Consider the following 19787-nt stretch of genomic DNA (forward strand, 5'->3'; position numbering starts at 1 on the left):
CTCGGTTCATCGTCAAGCCCGAGCTCATATTCGGCTTCACGCCGGGACCCGTACGTAGCCGCCTGGTAACTTCCGCAGTGAAGGCGGAGCCTCAAGGGTTCACTCCAACTACAGACTCCGGTGGGTCAACGCGGATGCACCACGCAACGAACTGTAAGATGCTTTGGGCCGCTCACGAAGCTGGACGCAACGAATTCGATTTCGCCCGCCGGCTCGATAAGCCGCAACCTCGGGACCAGTTCCTCAAACAAGATGCGCATTTCCATGTTCGCGAGATGCTGACCCAGGCACACGTGGGCGCCGGCGCCGAAAGCGAGATGCCTGTTCGGTTTGCGGTCGATATTGAATGCGAATGGCTCAGGGAAGACCTGCTCGTCACGATTTGCCGAGCCATAGCAGAGCATCAGCCAATCGCCCTTGCGGATTGTCCGGCCCCGGACGTTGGTGTCGGCAGTCGCCGTACGCATGAAATGACGCACCGGCGATGCGTAGCGAAGGGTTTCGTCGATAAACTGCGGAATCAGCGAACGATCCGCCTGTAGTCGCGGCAGTAGCTCAGGGAAGCGGCTCAACGCCCACATTGCGACCGATATGGACGACGAAACCGTATCATGTCCTGCTGCGGCGATGATCACGTAATAGCCAAGACGGGTCGCTTCATCGATAGGCTGTCCGTTGATCACCGCGTTGGCCAGCAAGCTTGCGATATCGTTACGTGGGTTCTTCCGGCGGTCTTCGGTCAGGCGGTCAAAATAATCCTTGAAGTCGGCCACAATGGACAGCAGGGCCTTGCCCATCGCGCTGCTCGCATCGCCTTGGCGCTGCACTTCGCGCTTGTATTCGGCATCCTCGCTTCCGAACATCTCCTGAGTCAACGTCAACATGCGCAGGGAATCTTCCTGCGGAACGCCGAGAATATCCATGATCACGCTCAGTGGGAAATGCAATGCAAAGTCATTCGCAAAATCGATCACTTGCCCGTTGTGATGCAACAGCTTCGCGATCGTTATATTTGCCAGCGATCGAATGCGGTCGTCAAGCTCGAGAATGCTGGTAGGCATGAACCACGACTGCGTCAGCGCGCGTAGACTCTTGTGCTCGTCGCCGTCGACGTGCACGAGTGATCGGGCGATGTTTGGACTACCGGTGGTGGAAATGACATGCTCGATCGACGCTCTTGGCCTGCAGACGACAGAATAGTCGCCGTTGTGAAACAAGGCATTTTCTCTTGAAATCATGGAGACATCGGCGTGTTTCGTGACCACCCAGAACGGGTCATGTCCATCCGCCATGGCGCGCCCGACGGGGTTGTTTGCACGCGCCCAAGTATAGGTTTCATGGAGGCGATTGAGGTTGGTATAGAACTGCGGATCAACCAGATGGTTTGCTATGTCTTTCGGTAGGTCGTAATTTGGCATGCTCATGATATTGATAGTGCGGTTTGTTGGTGGGCGGCACGATCCAGGCAAGAGAAGGGCGCCTCTTCCTGCCCCATTCCGCTATTGGGCTCTCCGCGGACTCAATGACTGGTCTCAACTTTTGACGGTCGCTCGCTCGCGTGTACTGAGATCCTTCCCACGGACTTTGAAGTAGCATTCATGTATAGAGCTTGCTGTCATCCGAGATCTACATATTGGTCCCCCGTTGACGCAGGCACTGCAGCGTTCGCATCGGTAATGTTGTGGGTGAACTGGCGTGACGGACGTCGATATCCGCCCGTCGTATTGCTTCATACTATTCGCTGCCTCCCTGTGTACCCTTAATCTAGGTCAACTCTTCTTGGTTAAGTGTTCACTCAGGTGGTCCTTGAGGGCTACTGTTTGTCGGGCCAGTGCGCAACAATCCTCCGGCGTCATAGTTGTCGCTTCTGAATTTCTTTATCAAGAAGAGTCAGAGGTGCAAGTTGAAGGCGAAGCAGACGTATTCTGTCGGGTTCAGGGAGCAGGCGCTCTCGAAGGTCCTGCGGGGGCAACCGAACGGTTGGAACTGTAGCGGACGAATTGAACGTGAATGTTTTGACATTGACGAAATGGATGGGAGGTGCAGCCGCCGCGAACCGGAGCTCGAGCTCGGGACATGCAAAGCGTCCGGATGACTGTTCGCTGGAGGAACGGCTGATGGCCTTGCAGGAGAGCCACGGGTTGGTCGACGAATCGTTGAACGGCTGGTGTCGTGAGCGCGGCCTGTTTGCGCATCATCTCGCGCAGTGGCGAACGGACTTCTGCGCCGTTGGTGGAATCGGTGGTAGCCGGCGCGAGAGCGCACCAGGAGGTGCGGGATCTGAAGCAGGCCAATCTCCAACTGCAGCGCAATTGAACCGCAAGGAGAAGGCGCTGGCTGAAGCTGCAGCGCTACTGGTGCTGCAAAAAAAGTACCGCGCGCTGTTCGAGGGCGAGGCCGAATGACGGGCCCTGAAGAGCGCAAGACATTGACCAGCCTGATCAGCGAGGCGACCCTGGCCGGGGCTCGCCAGGCACACGCGTGCAACATGCTGGGGCTTAGTAGTGCCCGGACAGTTCAGCGCTGGCAACGCGGCAAACCTGACGCGGCGGACGGGCGCTCGTTACGGCACCACGAGGCATGTCACAAGCTTTCTGCCGACGAACGCGCCGAGTTGCAGGTGGTCGCGAACTCGGCCGAATTCGGTCATCTGCCGCCAGGCCAGATCGCGTCGCGACTGGCAGACCAGCAACGCTATCTCGCCTCCGAATCGACGTTCTACCGGATACTGAAGGCCGAGAAACAACTCGCCCACCGGCGCAGCGAACGGCCGGCCACGCTCGCAGCAAACCGCATTCCGTTCACGCCGACGCGCCGAACCAGTTGTATTCCTGGGATATCGCGTATTTGCCGACGACGATCCGTCGGCAGTACTTTTATCTATACCTGTTTCTGGATGTATTCAGTCACGCAAGATCGTCGGTTGACAGATCTATGCGGAGGAAAGCAGCGCGCTGGCCAGCGAGGTTCTCAGGGACCTCTGCGCGCGTGAAGCGATACAGCCTGACTGGGTGATTCTGCATTCGGATAACGGCGGCCCGATGAAAGGCACGGCGATGCTCGCCACACTCCAGGCGCTGGGTGTCATGCCGTCGTTGAGTCGCCCGGGCGTGAGCAACGACAACCCCTTATTCCGAGTCGCTGTTCAAGCCCCTGAAGTACCGGCCCGCTTACCCGCTCAAGGCGTTCGATACCTGTTCGTCGCGCGCACCTGGGTGGGCGCACTGGTGCGCGGGTACAACGACGAACATCGTCACAGCGCGATCCTGTTCGTGACGCCGGCGCAGCGTCATGCCAACCTTGATCAGGACATTCTGGATCGGCGCATGGCGCTCTATGAGACTGCCCGGCAACGCAATCCGCTGCGATGGACAGGCCGCACGCGCAAGTGGCAGCGCATAAGTACTGTGCATCTGAACCCGGATCGAACTCACAACCTGCCAGGCACTCCGCAGCGCGATAAGCAGGAGCGAAAGACCGTCTGAACTCTAAACGTTGAGGCAACAACTACCTTGAAAATTTCCGAGGATGGCATCGAGCTTCCGTGGGTCGATGAGCAACCTCCGCCCGGGATAAGTGCTTGCGAAAATCGAGCCAGGGGCGGCCTGCTGATCGTCTTCGGACCTTAGCGATAAAGCGAGCTGCCGGGACAATTGACCGCATCGTACTGACCACTGAGCTGCAACGTCAGCAATCTTCGAACGGCGACGTAGCGAAAAGTGTTTCGTCGACTGACGGCGACAGACCAGTCCTGGTCAGTAACAAACCATCGCACCACACACGTTCGACGCGTCCCCACGCACAGGCTGAAGCAGCGTCCGGGAAGAAACCTCGTCCGTGATAGTTGGCGCTCGTGTTGCAGAGCAACGGAATACCCGTCAGCTTTTCGTATTCGACCAGAAGTTGCGCCACCGGATGCTCGGAAGTTCTTGAAATGGTCTGCAATCGGGCAGATCCGTCAAGATGCACGACGGCAGGGATTTTTTCTCGCCATTCCGCGCGCGTCTGATGATCGAACAACATATAGGAATCAGGGCTCCCCGGGCTAAAAATGGTCGGCGCACGATCCTCAAGGCAAATTGGCGCCACGGGACGGAAGTGCTCTCGAAACTTGATGTCGTTGAGATGATCCTTCATTGTGGGCAAAGTCGCGGCGGCCAGAATGCTTCTGCCCCCCAATGCTCGTGGTCCGAGCTCGGCCCGGCCGGCAAGGAAAACGACGGGCTTGCTACTGGCGAGTATGCTGGCGAGTTCTGCAATGGAGCAAGTAGACGCCGTCCATCCGGGCGGTACTTGGCAACCTTTTAAGACCGGTCCGCTATATACCGACCACTCCAGCGGCACGAAGCCCTTCTCAGCTGCCAGCGCGCAACAAGCGGCGCCGATCGCCGACCCGCTATCGTTGGGAAACGGCGGTACCCAGATTGCGTCGAACAAACCGCTCGCGCGCAGGGCGCTGTTCCATTTGATATTGAGCCCGCATCCGCCAGCGATGCACAAATTTCTCGGCCCCGGAATCGAATGGCGCTGCAGCGCGATACCCATTTCATGAACGAGAAGACGCTCGAGGAATACATGGAACGAGGCGAGTACGTCTTCGGATGGCCTGGCTTCCAGTCGCAGCGCGCTAGCTTCGAAGAACTCTCCTACAGCCGCTAGTGACGCGTCCGCGCTGTGGATGTTCTCGCGATAAGCTTGCGCACACTCCGCGTCGCCAGCAAAGCGTGCCTGATAAAGCCCGCGAAATACCTCAACGATATCTTCGTCAACGGAGCCCAGCGCGATGTAAGCCATCAGCTTGCCGGCCACACCCAGATCCCACCGGGCGCCGCCCGGCTTCTTATAAGGACCAAAGTGATGACCCGCCGCGGCGTAGATGTGACCTATCATGGGGAACAGGCAGTCAACATGGCGGGCGTGGTGGCGTTCTACATGATAGAGCCGTGGGACGATGCCACCATCCCACACCAAACAGAATGCAGGTTGCCCGCTTTGGGCGAAGGGACTGGTGCAGTACGCGGAGGCCACATGGCCTGACACGTGAGGATAGCTTTTATAAGGAAAGGAGTGGCCGCCGACAAGCAGTCCGGAGCCGTCGAGCGAAGCGAGCAGATCATCGGCTCGGCGTTCGGCATAAGGGGCCCCTTTTAGGCTGACGGGAAGCGACCCACTGAGGACCCGAAACTGCGACTCGACTACCCCGTCCCAGCCGTCGATGACAAACTGGTCGATATCGTGCGCACGGAAACCATGCTCGGACAATGCGATCGTGATCGCGTCGAGGTCGTCGATCGCCTGATACCGCGGATTGTTGTCTCGCTTTTCCTGCTCCACGCAAAAAACGAGTTTTCCATCCTCGACAAGGGCGATCGCTCCGTCGTGTGTCAGTTTGATCCCACAGATGCGCATAATATCTCCCTGCCTAACGCTGGTAAGTTGGTCCACACGAAGGAGAAGTCCCGTTGCGAAAGCAGGCGAGCAGACAGTCTTCATTCAACGACTGACCGACGCAGCTCAAACGATCGATCTCAACCAGCTCTTCTTCCAGGATGGCTATGACCGTCTCGGCTCCGGCAACGTGGCCCCATCGCCGGCAATTGGCGTCACGTGCCGATCCGAAAACCAGCTGTCCACCGGGCGCAAGCATCCGTGCTAAATTGCGGACAGCGGCGCGCACCTCGACGCTGCCGTCGAGGTAATAGAGAACCTCCGCCACCACGATCAGATCGAACTGTTGCTCAGTCGAAAAATGCTGGACATCGGAGACGATCCAATTGATGTGTGGTGGGTCCATCATCCGTTCGCGTGTCCTAGCAATTGCGCGTGGCACAATATCGATCACGGTGAGCCGTTGGCAGTGCGGTGCCAATTTTTCCGTAAAGGCTCCGCCGGCGCATCCGACTTCGAGCGCATTTGTGACAGATCCCTGCGAAAGTGCCATCCGAAGCATTTGCCTGTGGCGCTCGTGCTCAAACGGATTGTTGTCGAGCCGCCATGGATCGTCTGTGTCCAATTCCCGGCGCAGCAATTCGAAGTTCGTTTGATGTGTCAATTCCGCCATACCTTTATGGTTCGCCGCTGCAAGTATCCGGACCTTGGGCCGGGACTGGTGCTCCGTTGAAAACAGGCGTGTTGCTACGAGAACTGCACGGCGACCAAACGCTATTGTTTAACTTCCAGAAAAAATAGCTCGCGAGGGCTGTTACGCAGCTTCAGACCTTCAGCCACTCATTGGAAGGGCGTCGTTACCGTGACAACGCCCGTGAGGGATGCAGTCGAACCCGACGCTGTTCCCACAATCCGCGCAGTTCCTTGACGAGGGTTTCACGTCGCGTCTGCTCAAGCGTAATTGTATCGAGAAGATGTCCGAGCACGGCTTCGCCTTCGATCTGCATTAGCATATCGAACAACTCATGTGAAATGCGCACACTGTCACAGATGGAGCCGCCGGTGCGAATTTCGCATACCGTCTCCTGACGATCCCGCGCTGTGTGAGCGCGGATTCGATAGAGCGATGCATAGGGCGGCAGTGAAACCGCGAGCGCAGTCCAATGTTCCTGCGTTGCGGGCCGTTTTTTGACGAGGAACGGCCCGACCACAAGTCCATCCAGCTCTGTCGTCAGATATGTGGCAATCGCGTCTGCAACCGAATCTACGATTGGCTCAGCGTTGTTATTAAAGGAAGTGTTGAGCAGAATTGGGATTCCTGTCCGCTTCTTGAACGCATTAATAACCTCCCAGTAGGCGGGATTGGTTTTCCGCGATACTGTTTGCAGCCGCGCTGTACCGTCAATGTGCGTGATGGCGCCGAGCAAGGCACGCTTGGAGTCGCGCACGCGAACTACAAAATTCATAAAAGGGAATTCGCGGGTACCCTCTGGGAGGTCAAAAAATTCGTGCGCATCATCCTCCAGCACTGATGGCGCGAACGGTCGGTAACCCTCGCGCTTCTTGACCATGGCGTTGATCCGGTCCTTGTTTGCGGTCGGCCTGGGATCGGCAAGAATGCTGCGGTTGCCAAGCGCGCGTGGCCCGAACTCCGAACGACCCTGCACCCAGCCGATCACGGCGCCATTTGCCATCCAGTCGGCTGCTCTGCCTGCCACGTCATCACTGCGTTCAACGTCGAGGTGTCCGGCCCACGCATTCAATTCTTGCTCCACGACTAGATCGCTCCCAAGATCTGGCCCCCAATAGACCTCCTGCAATCGCTCACGCGGCGCGGGCTGACCGAAGTCGTTTGACATCATAAGGGCGGCGCCTAATGCGCAACCGGCGTCGTGCGCTGCGGGCTGCACAAAGATGTCTTCGAAAAGTCCCGAATACAGCAGCTTACCGTTCATGGTGCAGTTATGAGCTACTCCTCCGGCTATACACAGCCGCTTCATACCGGTGACCTCGCGATGATGGCGGAGAATGTGAAACACGATCCGCTCCAGCGCTTCCTGCAATGAAGCAGCCACATCTCGATGCTGCTGTGTGAATGGCATTCCCTTTCGCCGGACCTGGATGCTGCGGAGCAACGTCGGACCGATGCGGTCCAGGTAGACGCGGTACTCACCGTCGGCGGAGAGTTGATAGAATTGCTCGAAGAGCCCGCGATAGGGAGCGGGGTCCCCATAAGGTGCAAGCCCCATGACCTTGTATTCGTCGAACAAGCCGTAACCGAGATACCGGATTGTTTCGAGATAGAACAGCCCTAGAGAATTATGCTCTGCGAAAGTCGCGAGTTGCGTAATTTCTGTTCCGGACCCGAGCGCCAAAAGCCCCGAGAGGAAATCACCACCGCCATCGACCGCGAGGATCAGACTTTGCTCGAATCCAGACATCGCAAACGCGCTCACGGCATGCGCCAGATGGTGACTCACGAATGAGACTCGCGAAGGATCGACTTCGGTACCGAACTCCTGCATTAGTAACTTACGCAGAAACAGCTTGGCATCCACCGGAATGGAGATGTTCGGCTGGGACAGGAACAGGCGTTCGAGCATGACGTTGCAATAGGCCTCGGTAGCGTAAAACGCGATGCGGTCGATATCGCTGAGCTGAATCCCTGCGGATGCAAGGCAGTATTGAATCGAACTGCTCGGGAACTTGTTAGAGTGCTTGATCCGGTTGAGGCGCTCCTCTTCGACGGCCGCTATTACGCGTCCGTCCCGGACAAGCACCGCAGCGCCATCGTGCAGAAATGTGTTCGGCAGTTCGAGTGGATTTTCATGAACTTTGTCCAGCCCGCCGCTCACTCCTAAGCACAGCATGTCTCTCTCCTTGATTGTGGGAGGAAGGCCCTATTGGCAAGACTCGAACCCGTACCACCTAAGTAAGGTAGGCTATCGCTCGCCGCTGCGAATACCAGTCAGACCTCACCAGCCCCGAAGAATCTCGCGTAGGGTCCGTCTGCAAAATGGCGCCGCAATTCATGAAAATTCCGTACCGTTTGGTCCAGTGGTCGCGTTTCCTGGCGCTGAAGGATGACGCGACCAGAAAGCTGAGGCGCTGGAACCTGGAGAAAATCCCAAATCGTTGCCAAGCATGCGGCGGGCCCGCGAAGAAGACTACCGACGCATGTGATTGATCGACGACTGCTGCAACGTCATTTGCTCGGCTTCGCTCAGTTCTACCGCACACTTCATCCGCTACCCCGGCACCACGAAGGCGCCAGCAGGTTGACGAAACTCAATCGGATGTACCAGGAACACTATCCTCCATACTGTACAATTCGTGAAATCGATTGTTTTGATGGAACACATCCACACTATGGATAAGTTGGGATCATGCGTTTCAAGGGCCTCGATCTAAATCTCCTCGTCGCGCTCGATGCTCTGATGACCGAGCGTAACCTCACCGCGGCGGCACGCAGCATCAACCTGAGCCAGCCGGCCATGAGCGCGGCCGTCGCCCGGCTACGCGCCTATTTCTGCGATGAACTGTTTACGATGAGGGGCCGGGAACTTGTCCCCACACCGCGTGCTGAAGGGCTCGCTGCTCCAATCCGCGAGGCTCTGGTGCACATCCAGCTCTCCGTTATTTCCCGGGACGTCTTCAACCCGGCCAAATCGGATCGCCGCTTCAGGATCATCCTTTCCGATTTCATGGCAGTCGTATTTTTTCGAAAGATCGTGGAGCGTATTGCACGGGAAGCTCCCGCCGTCGGCTTCGAATTGCTACCACTTGCCGATGACCCCGATGAGGTTCTCCGGCGCGGCGAAGCCGACCCAGGCGATCTTCTTCAATGACGACCGTGGATAGCCTTGTTCCAGGCAATGTTCGAGATACTGATCTATCGATGCGGCGAACGGGTTTGAGCAGTGTCGAGCCAGATGACAAGGGCGAGTGAATAGGGTTTCCAACATGGCTTGCCCTCCTTTGAAAACATGGGCGAACCAGTATCGAACGATTTAAAATATGTTGCATACTTCTGGCCGTTCGCCGCGCCATATATTTGGCCGGCACATAACCCTCAGGCGCATACGGCCTGCAATGAACCAGCCTGATCGACAGCCGTGCGCAAATGCCTTGCAGTGTGCCCGGATGGTCACTTCAAACTCCCCCACTTGTGGTCGCGCAAACTCCTCCACCCGGCAGCAGGACAAGATTGTTTTTTAGCTCGCTTTGGTTTTGCGCGCAAGAGTTTCAGCAGCCTCCTTCAGCCGGTAACTTCGGCCGTCGAATTCAAGCGAGTGACAGTGGTGCATGAGTCGGTCGAGAATGGTGCTGCTCATGGTGTTATCGCCGAGGTAGGCGCCCCAGTCCTGAACGACGCGGTTGGACGTGACCATGGTGCTGCGGCGTAGTTTGTATCGTTGATGGACGAGGGTCTGCAGCAGCGCACCAGCGGCATCTGGAATCGATCGCGACAGGAACAGGTCGTCCAGAACTAGCAGATCGCAGTCGAGAATGGTGCGCAGGCGTTTCTCCTGCTGCTCGGGCTCGCTGAGATTGAAGCGGGCGAAGAAGTCGTCGGTTTCGAGATACTGTACTTTGTAGCCTTGCATCACCGCCTGATTCGCGACGGCCTTCGCGATGTGCGATTTGCCAGTGCCGGGTTTGCCGATGAGAAGTGCGTTCTCGCCAGCAGAAACGAACTTCAGCGTTCGCAACTCCAGACAGGCCTGCCGAGGGAGTTTTGGATTGAATGTCCAGTCAAACTCGGCGAACGTGAGCTTCTCGTCGAGGCCCGACTGTTTATGCCGACGATCGATCAGCCGGGACTGACGACGATCCAGTTCGTCCTGCAGAATGATCGAGAAGGTTTCGATGAACGGTTGATTTGCCGCCTGTGCCTGCAGTATGCGGGTCTCCAGCGTGTCGCGCACGCCGGACAGGTGGAGCTGTTTGAGCGAACGCTCGATTTCTGGCATCGACATGGTCATTCGTTGGTCTCTCCGTTGTTCAACGACAATGGGTTGAGTTGCTGTCGTGCGCCGAGGCTGAACAGCTCACCGTATTCGGCAGCTGGACGGATTAGCGCGTGATTCTGGGTAAGAGGCAAAGCGACCTGGGGCGCCTGATCAAGCTGTTCCAGTGCCTGCTCGAACAGTCGCTCGACCAGCTTGCGAACCTGTTTGTAGGATTGGAGGCGGTACTGCAGTGCCTGGCTGCAGGCTTGCTCGACGATGCGGGCCGGGTATCTCTTTGCCAGACCGACGATGCCCCACATGCCCCGCTGGCCAACGCGTCCCTGGGCTTCAAACATTCGCTGGCAAAGTGCCTTCGTTTGCGGACCGATGTCGCCTGCGGCTGAGAGCAGGAAGGCGGTTTGCCGGGACGGATTGAACGGACGCTCGTCCTCGGGCAGTAGCAATTGACCGGGCTCCGTGAAACGCGGGTGGATGCGTAACAGCGCTTGTGTCTGTCGATCCCGAACTTCAATGGTTGAATCGAAGACGCGCACCAGCACCGTGCTGCCGATTGCGGCGGGACGGGCTGCGTACCAGCTATGGTCGATCCGGACGGTCGTATCGTCGGAGACAGTGCGAACGACCTGCTTGAAGTAACGGAATGCAGTCAGCGGCAATGCTCGGAGGTGCGGCTTCTCCTCCTCGAACATCGACTCGACCTGGCGGCGAGCGCGCCCATGCAGGCGCTTTGACGCCCAGTTCGCCTCCCAGCGCACAAGGAACGCGTTCTGCTCTTCGATAGAATCGAAACTCCGGCCGCGCAGCGCGGTGCCTTGCGTATGCTGGATCGCGTTCTCAACCGTACCCTTCCGGTTCGGATCGCGGACGCGTGCAGGATCGGCGATCACGCCATAGTGATCGAGCATCGCAGCGTAAAGATGATTGATCTCCGGCTCGTACAGGTCCGGTGTGATAACCCCTTCCTTGAGGTTATCGAGGACGACGTAATGAACACAACCACCGAAATAGCGGAACGCTTCTTCGTGCAGTCGCGCCCACACCTCCTGCCCGGATTTCCAGACAACCCGCCGGAAACTGTGGCGCGAATAACGCAACGTCATCACAAATAGCCGCGGTCGCCGATAACGTCCAGTCTTTGGATCGCGGGTCGGAGCGCCCTCGCCATAGTCGACCTGGGCCTCCTCGCCGGGCAGGAAATCGAGCCGGTCGAATTGCTCGGGATCGACGTGTCGCAGCGCGCGCACGAACCGTTTGACGCTCTCGTAACTCGCAGCGAACGAAAACTCGTCGACCAGATCCTGGTAAATTGCCTGAGCGTTTCGCTGCAGGCGGACCTGCTCTTCGATCCATTGCCGGTGAGGCTCGCACAACGAGCGGGCAAAATCGAAGTTATGTGTCCCGGCCGGTGCGACCTCAAAAGCCGGTGGTCGCGGGGGTGGAGGAGTTTGATCTGGTGGCCTCGAGCCGATGGTCACCGCAGTGGGGGAATTTGCGGACGCGCTTGCGCGTGCAGCGAAGATCGCCATGTAACGGCGGATCGTCTTGCGGTCGATTCCAGTGATCCGATGAATCTCGCGCTGGCTCTTGTTGAGTTCCAGCAACGTGAACACCGTACTTTGCTGATGCGGCTTCAAGACGTTCAACTCCCACCTCCCGGGCTGGCCAAGGAGGTAAAAATAACGTCCGGCTACGCGGTGCGATCGGCGACGTCGGTCTGCTCAGATCGGACCGCAAGGTGGGGGAGTTTGAAGTGACCACGCCCGGAGGAATTTGGGTGACCGCCCGGGCAGTGTGGAAGCGCGGTAGGCGGCACCACTGTCGACGATCAACATCTTCGGTACGCCGCGTTTGAGCAAGGCCTGTTTGAGCACGCCCTCGATGTCGATCGCGGTCTCAGAGAAACAGAACGCGCTATGGGCGATGAGCCGCGAGGCGTCGTCCATCAACGAGGCCAGGTAAGTCTTGCGGCGGCCACGGCCGAGCGACAGGTGCGGACCGTGCAGAACATCGCCGTACCAGATGGAGCCGGCGTGTTCGGCCACGAAGCTGCGCTTCTCCTCGGGCAAACTCGCCGAGCCAATGATCCGCGAGAGCCCATTGGCTTGCAACAGCCGATGAACGGCGCAGCGCGAGAGCGTGTCGTGCGCCACGATACCGGCGGACTCGAGCAATAGACGGATCTGGCGGATCGAACGTCGCGGATTCTCGCGTTTGGCCGCAAGGATCGCCGCTTGCACTGCGGGCGGCAGCTTCGATTGCCAGCGATCAACACGAGGCTTGCCGCATAAGCCTTCCAGCCCGTGTTGTTTCCAGGCGTAATACCACGACTGAAGCGTCTTCTCGCCGATGTGGTGTCGGCGGGAACCCGGAATGGCGTACTCCTGCTGAGCCAGTTGCCGGATGATCTTCTGCAAATCGCCACGATCAAGCCGTTCCCGACTGACCAGTGGTCCGAGTACAGATAGGCGAAACAGGGCCTTCGGGTCGATGTCCTTCATGCGCACTCCAATTGTTAAAAGGGAGCAACCATGAGAACCGCGATCCGAATTCGGCGCGAGTGGGCAAAGTGTGTGGATAGCCGGAATGACAGGAATTACGCCGTCGCGCACCCGTTCAGAAGCCGTTGATCACGGGACGCAAACACCGTCGCCATCGAGCCAGGCCATCGCCTCACACAGCGGCATGCGCTGCAGACAGCGCAACCAGAATTCAGCAATCTCGACTGAGCGCCCGAGTTGGCCGAAACGGCTACGCAAATAGAATTCGAAGGTGAGACTGCATTCGCCGAGGCGTTGCCACCAGCGCCGTACCGTATGCCGACCAAGCGCGAAGATCGCGCTGGCACGGGGCGCTGCGAGCAGCCGGCAAACAGCAGAAGCAGGACCTGCTGCTGGAGCGCCCAGTTGTACCAGCGGTGGGGCGCAATGCACAGCGGCAGGCGCGAACACGTACGGCTGCAGGCTCGACAGCGAAAGCGCAAAACGGGAACCGGATTGAGATCACCGGCGGCGCTGCGGTCAGCCTTGCGGTGATAGCGGCCGTGACACCACACGCCCGAGCAGCCGCAGTGCCCGCAAGCGACGGGCCGATAGACCTGTGGCGTGCGATCGGCCGCGTTGAGATGTCGTTCAAGAACAGGAAACGCGAATACAATTCGAGGCATAGGCCGGTCTGGTTTGTTGTTCGTGTGGGGCTTCGTCACTTCCCACGATAACAGAGTAGTACTGGCCTTCTTCACGTCCGACATATCTCATGATGTTCAAGGCGGCGTGCTACAACTTATCCTATTTGATACCGAGACGAACAGCTCCGCTGAAACCCAAATTTAGTGCGACGTAACAGTGTACACAGCCTTGGGGATTCGGTTCATCAATACCTCCATTCCTCAATTTTACGGAATGTTGGCGTTCACTTTTCTCAGCCGAGCTCAGCGGCGATTGTGCCGATTTCGCGGATTGCTTCGGGCTAGAATGAAGATCTGGCTGTCTAGGTAGCCCTGCGTGCGCGCCCGCGCGAAGTGTGCGGTGAGCGTCAGCTTTGACTACTGAAGCGATGCTGAAACGATCGCCATGGACTGCAATGGAGTTCTACCATAGCCATGCCGCGGGCATATTGTCGATCTGTCAGTTGATCTTCCGACGGCGATTATCGGGACCCGGACTGTGCGAGCAAGGCTTCAACGACGTCCAAGCCTATGCAATCGAGCGGGTCCAGCCTGCGCAGCTTGGCGATCAGCTTCAGTGCAACGGCGCGCTCACCGCGCCGCACGCTGATGAACGCGAGCGCCTTCAGTGTGAAGAGCCAGAAGCGGCCCGGACCAAGAATGGTGAAGTCGGTGTCGCCCGGCTGCACCGCACACCAGTCGCTGTCGAGCGACGCTTGCCGGGCGGCGGCCGCCAAAGCCTTGGTCGCGACCTCCTGCGCCTCGCCAAGTTCACCCCGGTTCGCATGGAACTTATACAGCAGATAGTAGGATGGCAGGCAGCGCGGATACGACAGGACCGCAGTCCACAACGCGGCGGCCACATCGTGATTGCTGCCGCCGCGGGTTGTCTCGATCAACTGTAGCACGGGGGAGGGGACGTTGCCGCCAAACAGATCGGTCGATTCGATACCAGTAATGAGATTCAACAATTTACTCCGATATGGTGAGGCGTCCGGCCGCTTTTGCGGCGCGCGGAAGCCGATGTGACGATGGATATGTTTGTCTACCCGAACTTAAACTGGATGCCATGCCCGCCGTGCGGATACACCCATTCGAGGTTGTGATGGTCCGTGCACAGAATGCGGCAACTACCGCATTCCAGGCAGCCGTCGGTAATCTGCGTGACCGAGCCGTTGCTCTCCTTCCGATAACAGGAGACCGGGCACACGAACGTGCAGTTTTTTCGGCACAGTCGTTGGTGCAGACTTCAATGCTTTTGATGTGGACGTGCGGCGCCCCGACGTCCACGCGGTAGCGGTTCTGAAACAGCTTTTCCTCGATATTGACAGTGACCGTTTTCATCAGAAGGCTCTCCGAATTTGTATGCGTCGCTGACCAGCCCGGTCAGCGAGCGATTTTTGCGGAGACTGGCCATGATCTCGTGCTTTCTGGTCTTTTTGTCGACGCCATTTACCGTAATCATGGTGCGGGCCGCTTGAGCGACGAGATCAGGGTATGTTGTAAAGAACTGTATCGCCGAAACACCCTGGCGCACGATAGTGTTGGTGACAGGGTGAACCCGGACCTGCACGGAATCCGGGAACTGCTTGATGCAGACGACAATATGCATTGAGGTACTCCAGGTCAGGCGCCGCCGCGTGCCGGCAGCGACGCGCGCAGGTCGTCAACTGAGACGAGCCGCCGACCGTCCGCTTCCAAAAAACTTTGAATACCTTTTGCTTCGCGGGCGTGGATACAACGAAGTCGTTGTCGGCCTTCTGCAGTAAGCATCGGTAAACGGCGAGCACGGCCGTCGCGCTGTTACACGGCAGTTCTTTCTGTTGCTCGATACACTGAAAGAAGCGCTTGAGGATGTGCAGGCGGCTCACGTTCACCACTTTCTCGTCGAATGCGATGTCGAAGAATCGCAGGAAATCCTCGGCCGACGACAGGTGACGCAGTTGTTCGATAACTTCTTGCATGTCGTTACTTCTATTGGACAAGTTCGGCCGCCATAACCACACTCACGAGACTTTCACCCGCGTGCTGCGGGTTTGGGTCAGGAAGCGGCGCAAATCGGTTGCATTCGGCGCCTGCTTGTACTGCGTGGCGAAAGAGCGGATGCGCGCAAGCAGGAGCGGGATGAGCCGCTCCGACACCCTCACGCCTAGTGCGTCGTAGGCCTCACGCACACTTTGAGATCCAGAATGTTTCCCGAGTATCGTCGACCGTTGCCGGCCGAGCTCTGCCGGATCGAATCCCTCGTAGGTCGTGGGGTGCTTCGCGAGGCCGTCGGTGTGAATGCCCGACTCGTGAGTAAAGATGTTCCTACCGATGATGCTCTTGTTGAAGGAAACTGCGCGGCCTGAGGCTTGTTCGACTAACGACGAAATGTCGGGCAGCGCTCTGGTGTCGACGCCAGTTTCTCGTCGCAGCAGGTGCCGTGCGCCCATCACGACTTCTTCCAGCGCTGCGTTGCCGGCGCGCTCACCCAACCCGTTGACGGTGGTGCTCGCATGGGTCGCGCCGGCCCCAAGGGCGGCTAGTGTGTTGGCTGTGGCGAGCCCGAGGTCGTCGTGCGCATGTATTTCGATCTCCAGATCGACGGCAACGCGTAGCGCTGCAATGGCGTAGAAGGTCTTAAAGGGGTCCAGGATACCGACAGTGTCGGCAAAGCGCACGCGCTGGGCGCCGTGCTGCTGCGCGCATTGAGCCACTTCTACGAGAAATGAGGGATCCGCGCGCGAGGCGTCTTCCATGCCCAAGGAAATTCTGGGATGGTTTTTCGCTGCCTCGCCGACGACGCGTGCGATCTGCGCCAGTACCCAACTGCGCGACTGCCGCAGCTTGTGTTGCAAATGAATATCCGAAACGGGAACCGAGAGATGAACGATATCGGCATCACAACGCAATGCCGCGGTGAGATCCTCGTCGGTGAGGCGCCCCCAAACCATCAGGCGAGCGTCGAGGTTCAGGTCGACGATTGCAGCGATGCACGCCATTTCGTCCTCACCCATGGCAGGAATTCCGATTTCGAGTTCGGCCACGCCGGCCTGCGACAGTGCGGCGGCGATTGCGCATTTTTCCTCAGTGCGAAATGCGACGCCAGCGGTCTGCTCGCCGTCGCGAAGCGTTGTGTCATTGATGATCGGATTGAGCATGTCAGGTCTCTTGAGTTGTCGCCGATGGATTGCAAGCGTTGTGCCAAGCGAGCATCTACAGTCGGGGCACAATTTGCGGGATGTCGACCGGCACAATGTCGGGTTATGGCGGTGCATCGTCCGATTGTTCGTGTCGCGAATGTTACGTTCCGGACAATTCGGCCGCGCTGGAGGTGGCTCGATCGGTTCCATCCGCTAGCGGATGGAATGTCGAACCTGTTCGCTTGCTGCGTACTCGAAATAATTAGGCTAACAAAGCAATTTGGCCATGAACAGGTCGAGATGGAATGGACGCCGCCCTCCCTCCGGAGAAGTGGGCGCGCTTCAGGGTCCCCAGGACCGAACGACATCAATGTGCCGAAGTGGAGTTGCGACACAACCACTTGAGGAACAGAGGCCCCAGATGGACGCTACGACATATGGACTCGATACTGCAAAACGGGTGCTCCCGGCAGATTCGACTAAGCAACATCACCTCGTCCTGACGAGGTGTAGGAGGGACATGTCGGCGATTCACGAGTCAGTTCGAAAATGACCTTGACAACTTTCTGCTCGTAGAAGGGCAACCCCTATCGCGTCGCGAACAATTTAACGTGGCAGTGCCGTGGCGATTCAACTTCTCTCGAATCCCCTGGCCAACTCCCAATCCGTGACCCGCCGATCGTATTCGAACTGCTCCCATCGCGCGGCGTGCACGTAATGATCGACCACCTCGTTCCCCAACACCTCGCGCAGCCACGTCGAATTCGAACTGATGTCGGTGGCGTCCCGCAGCGTTTTCGGAATTTCCGGTAGCTCGGCATCCCGATAAGCGTCGCCGACAAACGGGTCTGGCAATGCCAGTTTCTCGTCGATGCCCGCAAGACCCGCCGCGATCAGGGCCGCAAAAGCGAGATACGGATTCAGATCCGCACCGCCGATGCGGCACTCCACGCGGACGGCGTCCGAGCTTTCGCCGCAAAGGCGGAAACCGACCGTCCGATTGTCCTGGCTCCATGCGACCTTGGTCGGCGCGAACGTGCCAATCTGGAATCGCTTATAGGAGTTGATGTGGGGCGCCAGAAAGAGGGTGATGTCCTTCGAATATTTCAGCAGGCCCCCAAGGTAATGGTGCATCAGATCGGACATGCCGTGAGGCGACTTGTCGTCATAAAACAGCGGTCGCCCGTCCAGCGACCGCAGCGAGGCGTGGACATGACTGGAGGAACCTGCCAGATCATAACTCCACTTTGCCATGTAGGTGATCGCCTTGTCATGCTGTGCCGCAATCTCCTTGCTACCGTGCTTAATGATCGTATGGTGATCGGCCATCACCAGCGGGTCGGAATAGCGGACATTGATTTCTCCCTGACCCGAACCGCCTTCGCCCTTAGAGCATTCAATGGCGATTCCTGCGCCGTGCAGTCCGTTTCTGATCGGGCGCATGACGGATTCCTGGCGCGTTGTCGACAGGATGTGGTAATCCTGATTGTAGGCGCCGAATGTCTCCAGCTTATTGTATTTTTTTCTCGATATCGCCTCGTAGGATTCATCGAACAAATAGAACTCCAGCTCCGATGCGAAACAGGCGCACATGCCGCGATCGGCCAGCCGGCGCAACTGTTTCTGCAGAATCTGTCTCGGCGAATGGACAACCGGCTGCCCATTATGATCAAACACGTCGCAGATCACCAATGCGGTTGCGTCGAGCCACGGCAGCCGCCGCAAGGTGGAGAGGTCGGGCTTGAGCAGGAAATCGCCATAACCGTCCACCCAACTGGCGCTGGTATAACCGGGCACCGGCAGCATGTCCATGTCATCGGCCAATAAATAATTGCAGGCGTGCGTTTCTTGGTAGCCGTGATGGACAAAAAAATCGGCATGACACCGCTTTCCCATCAGGCGGCCCTGCATGTCCACCATGCAGACGAGCACGGTGTCTATGGCGCCAGAGGTCACTGCGTGCTTCAATTCATCGAATTTCATGCTCATGTTTTCAGCCATCTATCAAGAAGAAGGTGTCATTTCAATTATCTGCACGGGAGGCCCTTGGGGCGGCCGGGGCCGAGGTGGTTCCAATCCGTATGGGCGTACGCCGTCGGGCGGCCATCATCGATCGATGCCGATCCTGCCCGGATCGGATGGGGTGGTTTGAAAAATCTGGGTTATCCAGTTTCCGAACAACAGATGTGCGTGACTACGCCACTGGTTTTTTGGCGGCAAGGTTTCGCAGTCGTCGGGGAAATAGTTTCTCGGAAGATGGATGTCTCTGCCCGCGTTTCGATCGCGGAAGTACTCGTCGGCCAGCGTGTGTGAGTCGTACTCGATGTGGTTGAAGATTTGGAGCGCGTGATGTTTGCAGTCGTTGAGCAGACAGAGGCCGGTTTCCGCCGAGTCAATGAGCACAGAGACGCCGCTGTCGGCCGGAATGTCGGTGTGCCGCATTTCCGTCCAACGTGACACCGGGATATCAAAATCGTCGGAAAAACCCTTCAGGTACGGCGAGTCGATTTTTAGGCCGTGATGCCTGAATACACCAAAGGCTTTTTCATTCAGCGCGTATTTGGGCATGCCATGAAAATAATGCATTGCCGCCTGGGCTCCCCAGCAGATGTTGAAGCAGCTGTGGACGTTGGTTTGCGTCCAGCTGAAGATGCTGGCGAGCTCGTCCCAATAACTGACTTCCTCAAAAGGGATCGTTTCGACCGGCGCCCCGGTAATGACGAATCCGTCGAATTTCTGCGCCTTGACGTCCAACCAGTCGTGGTAGAACGACACGAGATGTTCAGTCGGCGTGTTCTTGGGCGCGTGGTTGGTGATCTTGACGAGCGTCAATTCGACCTGCAACGGTGTGGCGCCGAGCAGGCGTGCAATCTGGATTTCCGTACTGATCTTGTTTGGCATGAGATTCAGCAAGCCAACGCGCAGCGGCCGGTGATACTGATATACCGTGCTCTCTTCGTCCATCACCGTGACGCCTTCCGTCTCAAGTGCGGACACTGCGGGCAAACCTTTGGGAATTCTGATTGGCATGGGCTTGCAGCCTCCGTTATGAGTTAAACGTACGCCAGGTATCAAAACGATTCGGTCGCGGCTTTCGCCGCAGCCGGCATCGATCACGGAAACCATACGGGAATTGCG

The 19787-nt window shown here is 57.9% G+C and carries 14 protein-coding genes and 5 pseudogenes; 4 read left to right on the plus strand and 15 right to left on the minus strand.

All coding sequences use genetic code 11. The features are described from left to right. Nucleotides 1-125 precede the first annotated feature (125 nt). On the minus strand, nucleotides 126-1424 hold the full coding sequence (locus tag B0G82_RS37215; RefSeq protein ID WP_116140757.1) for a cytochrome P450: 1299 nt from the start codon (nucleotides 1422-1424) through the stop codon (nucleotides 126-128). A 693-nt stretch (nucleotides 1425-2117) separates the two neighbouring features. On the opposite strand from B0G82_RS37215, the gene B0G82_RS40230 reads away from it, so the two are divergent. Genes B0G82_RS40230 through B0G82_RS37230 form a run of 3 tightly spaced genes read left to right on the plus strand, consistent with a single transcriptional unit; the run spans nucleotide 2118 to nucleotide 3485 of the window. After that, nucleotides 2118-2405: a hypothetical protein gene (locus B0G82_RS40230; protein WP_199730247.1), complete on the plus strand. Its 288-nt coding sequence runs from the start codon at nucleotides 2118-2120 to the stop codon at nucleotides 2403-2405. Next, the gene (locus B0G82_RS37225) at nucleotides 2402-2992 is read left to right on the plus strand and encodes a helix-turn-helix domain-containing protein (RefSeq protein ID WP_121311291.1); all 591 of its coding nucleotides are present in this window, start codon (nucleotides 2402-2404) and stop codon (nucleotides 2990-2992) included. The genes B0G82_RS40230 and B0G82_RS37225 overlap by 4 nt, the downstream gene beginning before the upstream one ends. A gap of 49 nt (nucleotides 2993-3041) precedes the next feature. Beyond that, nucleotides 3042-3485 (plus strand): hypothetical protein, encoded by a 444-nt coding sequence (locus tag B0G82_RS37230; protein ID WP_120291344.1) that lies wholly within the window; start codon nucleotides 3042-3044, stop codon nucleotides 3483-3485. Nucleotides 3486-3687: 202 nt separating this feature from the next. Here the strand turns inward: B0G82_RS37230 and nodU are convergent, their stop codons facing one another. The 3 genes from nodU to B0G82_RS37245 form a co-directional block, all read right to left on the minus strand. Beyond that, nucleotides 3688-5445, minus strand: coding sequence for a nodulation protein NodU (gene nodU / locus B0G82_RS37235; RefSeq protein WP_277872818.1), 1758 nt, complete (start codon nucleotides 5443-5445; stop codon nucleotides 3688-3690). Continuing rightward, on the minus strand, nucleotides 5423-6061 hold the full coding sequence (nodS, locus tag B0G82_RS37240) for a nodulation methyltransferase NodS (RefSeq protein WP_105512239.1): 639 nt from the start codon (nucleotides 6059-6061) through the stop codon (nucleotides 5423-5425). Before nodS ends, nodU begins: the two co-directional genes overlap by 23 nt. A gap of 184 nt (nucleotides 6062-6245) precedes the next feature. After that, nucleotides 6246-8258 (minus strand): carbamoyltransferase, encoded by a 2013-nt coding sequence (locus B0G82_RS37245; protein ID WP_116140763.1) that lies wholly within the window; start codon nucleotides 8256-8258, stop codon nucleotides 6246-6248. 516 nt (nucleotides 8259-8774) lie between these two features. Here B0G82_RS37245 and B0G82_RS37260 point away from each other — a divergent pair. Continuing rightward, a pseudogene (locus tag B0G82_RS37260) lies at nucleotides 8775-9215 on the plus strand (LysR family transcriptional regulator); the annotation flags it as partial. A 387-nt stretch (nucleotides 9216-9602) separates the two neighbouring features. Here the strand turns inward: B0G82_RS37260 and istB are convergent. From istB to metA, 11 genes and pseudogenes are all read right to left on the minus strand, one after another. Then, nucleotides 9603-10373 carry an IS21-like element helper ATPase IstB gene (gene istB, locus B0G82_RS37265; protein ID WP_116116777.1) on the minus strand — a complete coding sequence of 257 codons (771 nt, stop codon included), beginning with the start codon at nucleotides 10371-10373 and terminating at the stop codon, nucleotides 9603-9605. After that, on the minus strand, nucleotides 10370-12004 hold the full coding sequence (gene istA / locus B0G82_RS37270) for an IS21 family transposase (protein ID WP_116116776.1): 1635 nt from the start codon (nucleotides 12002-12004) through the stop codon (nucleotides 10370-10372). The genes istB and istA overlap by 4 nt, the downstream gene beginning before the upstream one ends. Before the next feature lie 75 nt (nucleotides 12005-12079). Then, a complete protein-coding gene (locus tag B0G82_RS37275) occupies nucleotides 12080-12859 on the minus strand; it encodes a helix-turn-helix domain-containing protein (RefSeq protein WP_121311292.1) in 780 nt (259 codons plus the stop codon). A 1147-nt stretch (nucleotides 12860-14006) separates the two neighbouring features. Beyond that, a complete protein-coding gene (locus B0G82_RS37285) occupies nucleotides 14007-14492 on the minus strand; it encodes a hypothetical protein (protein ID WP_121311293.1) in 486 nt (161 codons plus the stop codon). Nucleotides 14493-14569: 77 nt separating this feature from the next. Further along, a pseudogene (locus B0G82_RS40860) lies at nucleotides 14570-14868 on the minus strand (ferredoxin family protein). A gap of 16 nt (nucleotides 14869-14884) precedes the next feature. Beyond that, nucleotides 14885-15037: pseudogene (locus tag B0G82_RS40865) on the minus strand (FAD-dependent oxidoreductase); the annotation flags it as partial. Continuing rightward, nucleotides 15038-15136, minus strand: a pseudogene (locus B0G82_RS40870) (nitrogen fixation protein FixA); the annotation flags it as partial. 14 nt (nucleotides 15137-15150) lie between these two features. Further along, nucleotides 15151-15488: pseudogene (locus B0G82_RS37305) on the minus strand (nitrogenase-stabilizing/protective protein NifW). A gap of 42 nt (nucleotides 15489-15530) precedes the next feature. Beyond that, nucleotides 15531-16667: a homocitrate synthase gene (gene nifV, locus B0G82_RS37310; RefSeq protein ID WP_121311294.1), complete on the minus strand. Its 1137-nt coding sequence runs from the start codon at nucleotides 16665-16667 to the stop codon at nucleotides 15531-15533. 612 nt (nucleotides 16668-17279) lie between these two features. Beyond that, complete coding sequence (locus B0G82_RS37315; protein WP_105512310.1) at nucleotides 17280-18632, minus strand: glutamine synthetase family protein; 1353 nt, start codon at nucleotides 18630-18632, stop codon at nucleotides 17280-17282. A gap of 123 nt (nucleotides 18633-18755) precedes the next feature. After that, the gene (gene metA, locus B0G82_RS37320; protein WP_241975109.1) at nucleotides 18756-19775 is read right to left on the minus strand and encodes a homoserine O-succinyltransferase; all 1020 of its coding nucleotides are present in this window, start codon (nucleotides 19773-19775) and stop codon (nucleotides 18756-18758) included. Nucleotides 19776-19787: the final 12 nt, after the last annotated feature.

Source organism: Paraburkholderia sp. BL17N1, assembly GCF_003634175.1.
GTDB lineage: Bacteria > Pseudomonadota > Gammaproteobacteria > Burkholderiales > Burkholderiaceae > Paraburkholderia.

Coding starts and splice junctions, on each gene's coding strand:
- B0G82_RS37215 (WP_116140757.1), bottom strand. CDS start 1,424: ATGAGCATGCCAAATTACGACCTACCGAAAGACATAGCAAACCATCTG.
- B0G82_RS40230 (WP_199730247.1), top strand. CDS start 2,118: ATGGCCTTGCAGGAGAGCCACGGGTTGGTCGACGAATCGTTGAACGGC.
- B0G82_RS37225 (WP_121311291.1), top strand. CDS start 2,402: ATGACGGGCCCTGAAGAGCGCAAGACATTGACCAGCCTGATCAGCGAG.
- B0G82_RS37230 (WP_120291344.1), top strand. CDS start 3,042: ATGAAAGGCACGGCGATGCTCGCCACACTCCAGGCGCTGGGTGTCATG.
- nodS (WP_105512239.1), bottom strand. CDS start 6,061: ATGGCGGAATTGACACATCAAACGAACTTCGAATTGCTGCGCCGGGAA.
- B0G82_RS37245 (WP_116140763.1), bottom strand. CDS start 8,258: ATGCTGTGCTTAGGAGTGAGCGGCGGGCTGGACAAAGTTCATGAAAAT.
- istB (WP_116116777.1), bottom strand. CDS start 10,373: ATGACCATGTCGATGCCAGAAATCGAGCGTTCGCTCAAACAGCTCCAC.
- B0G82_RS37275 (WP_121311292.1), bottom strand. CDS start 12,859: ATGAAGGACATCGACCCGAAGGCCCTGTTTCGCCTATCTGTACTCGGA.
- nifV (WP_121311294.1), bottom strand. CDS start 16,667: ATGCTCAATCCGATCATCAATGACACAACGCTTCGCGACGGCGAGCAG.
- B0G82_RS37315 (WP_105512310.1), bottom strand. CDS start 18,632: ATGAAATTCGATGAATTGAAGCACGCAGTGACCTCTGGCGCCATAGAC.
- metA (WP_241975109.1), bottom strand. CDS start 19,775: ATGGTTTCCGTGATCGATGCCGGCTGCGGCGAAAGCCGCGACCGAATC.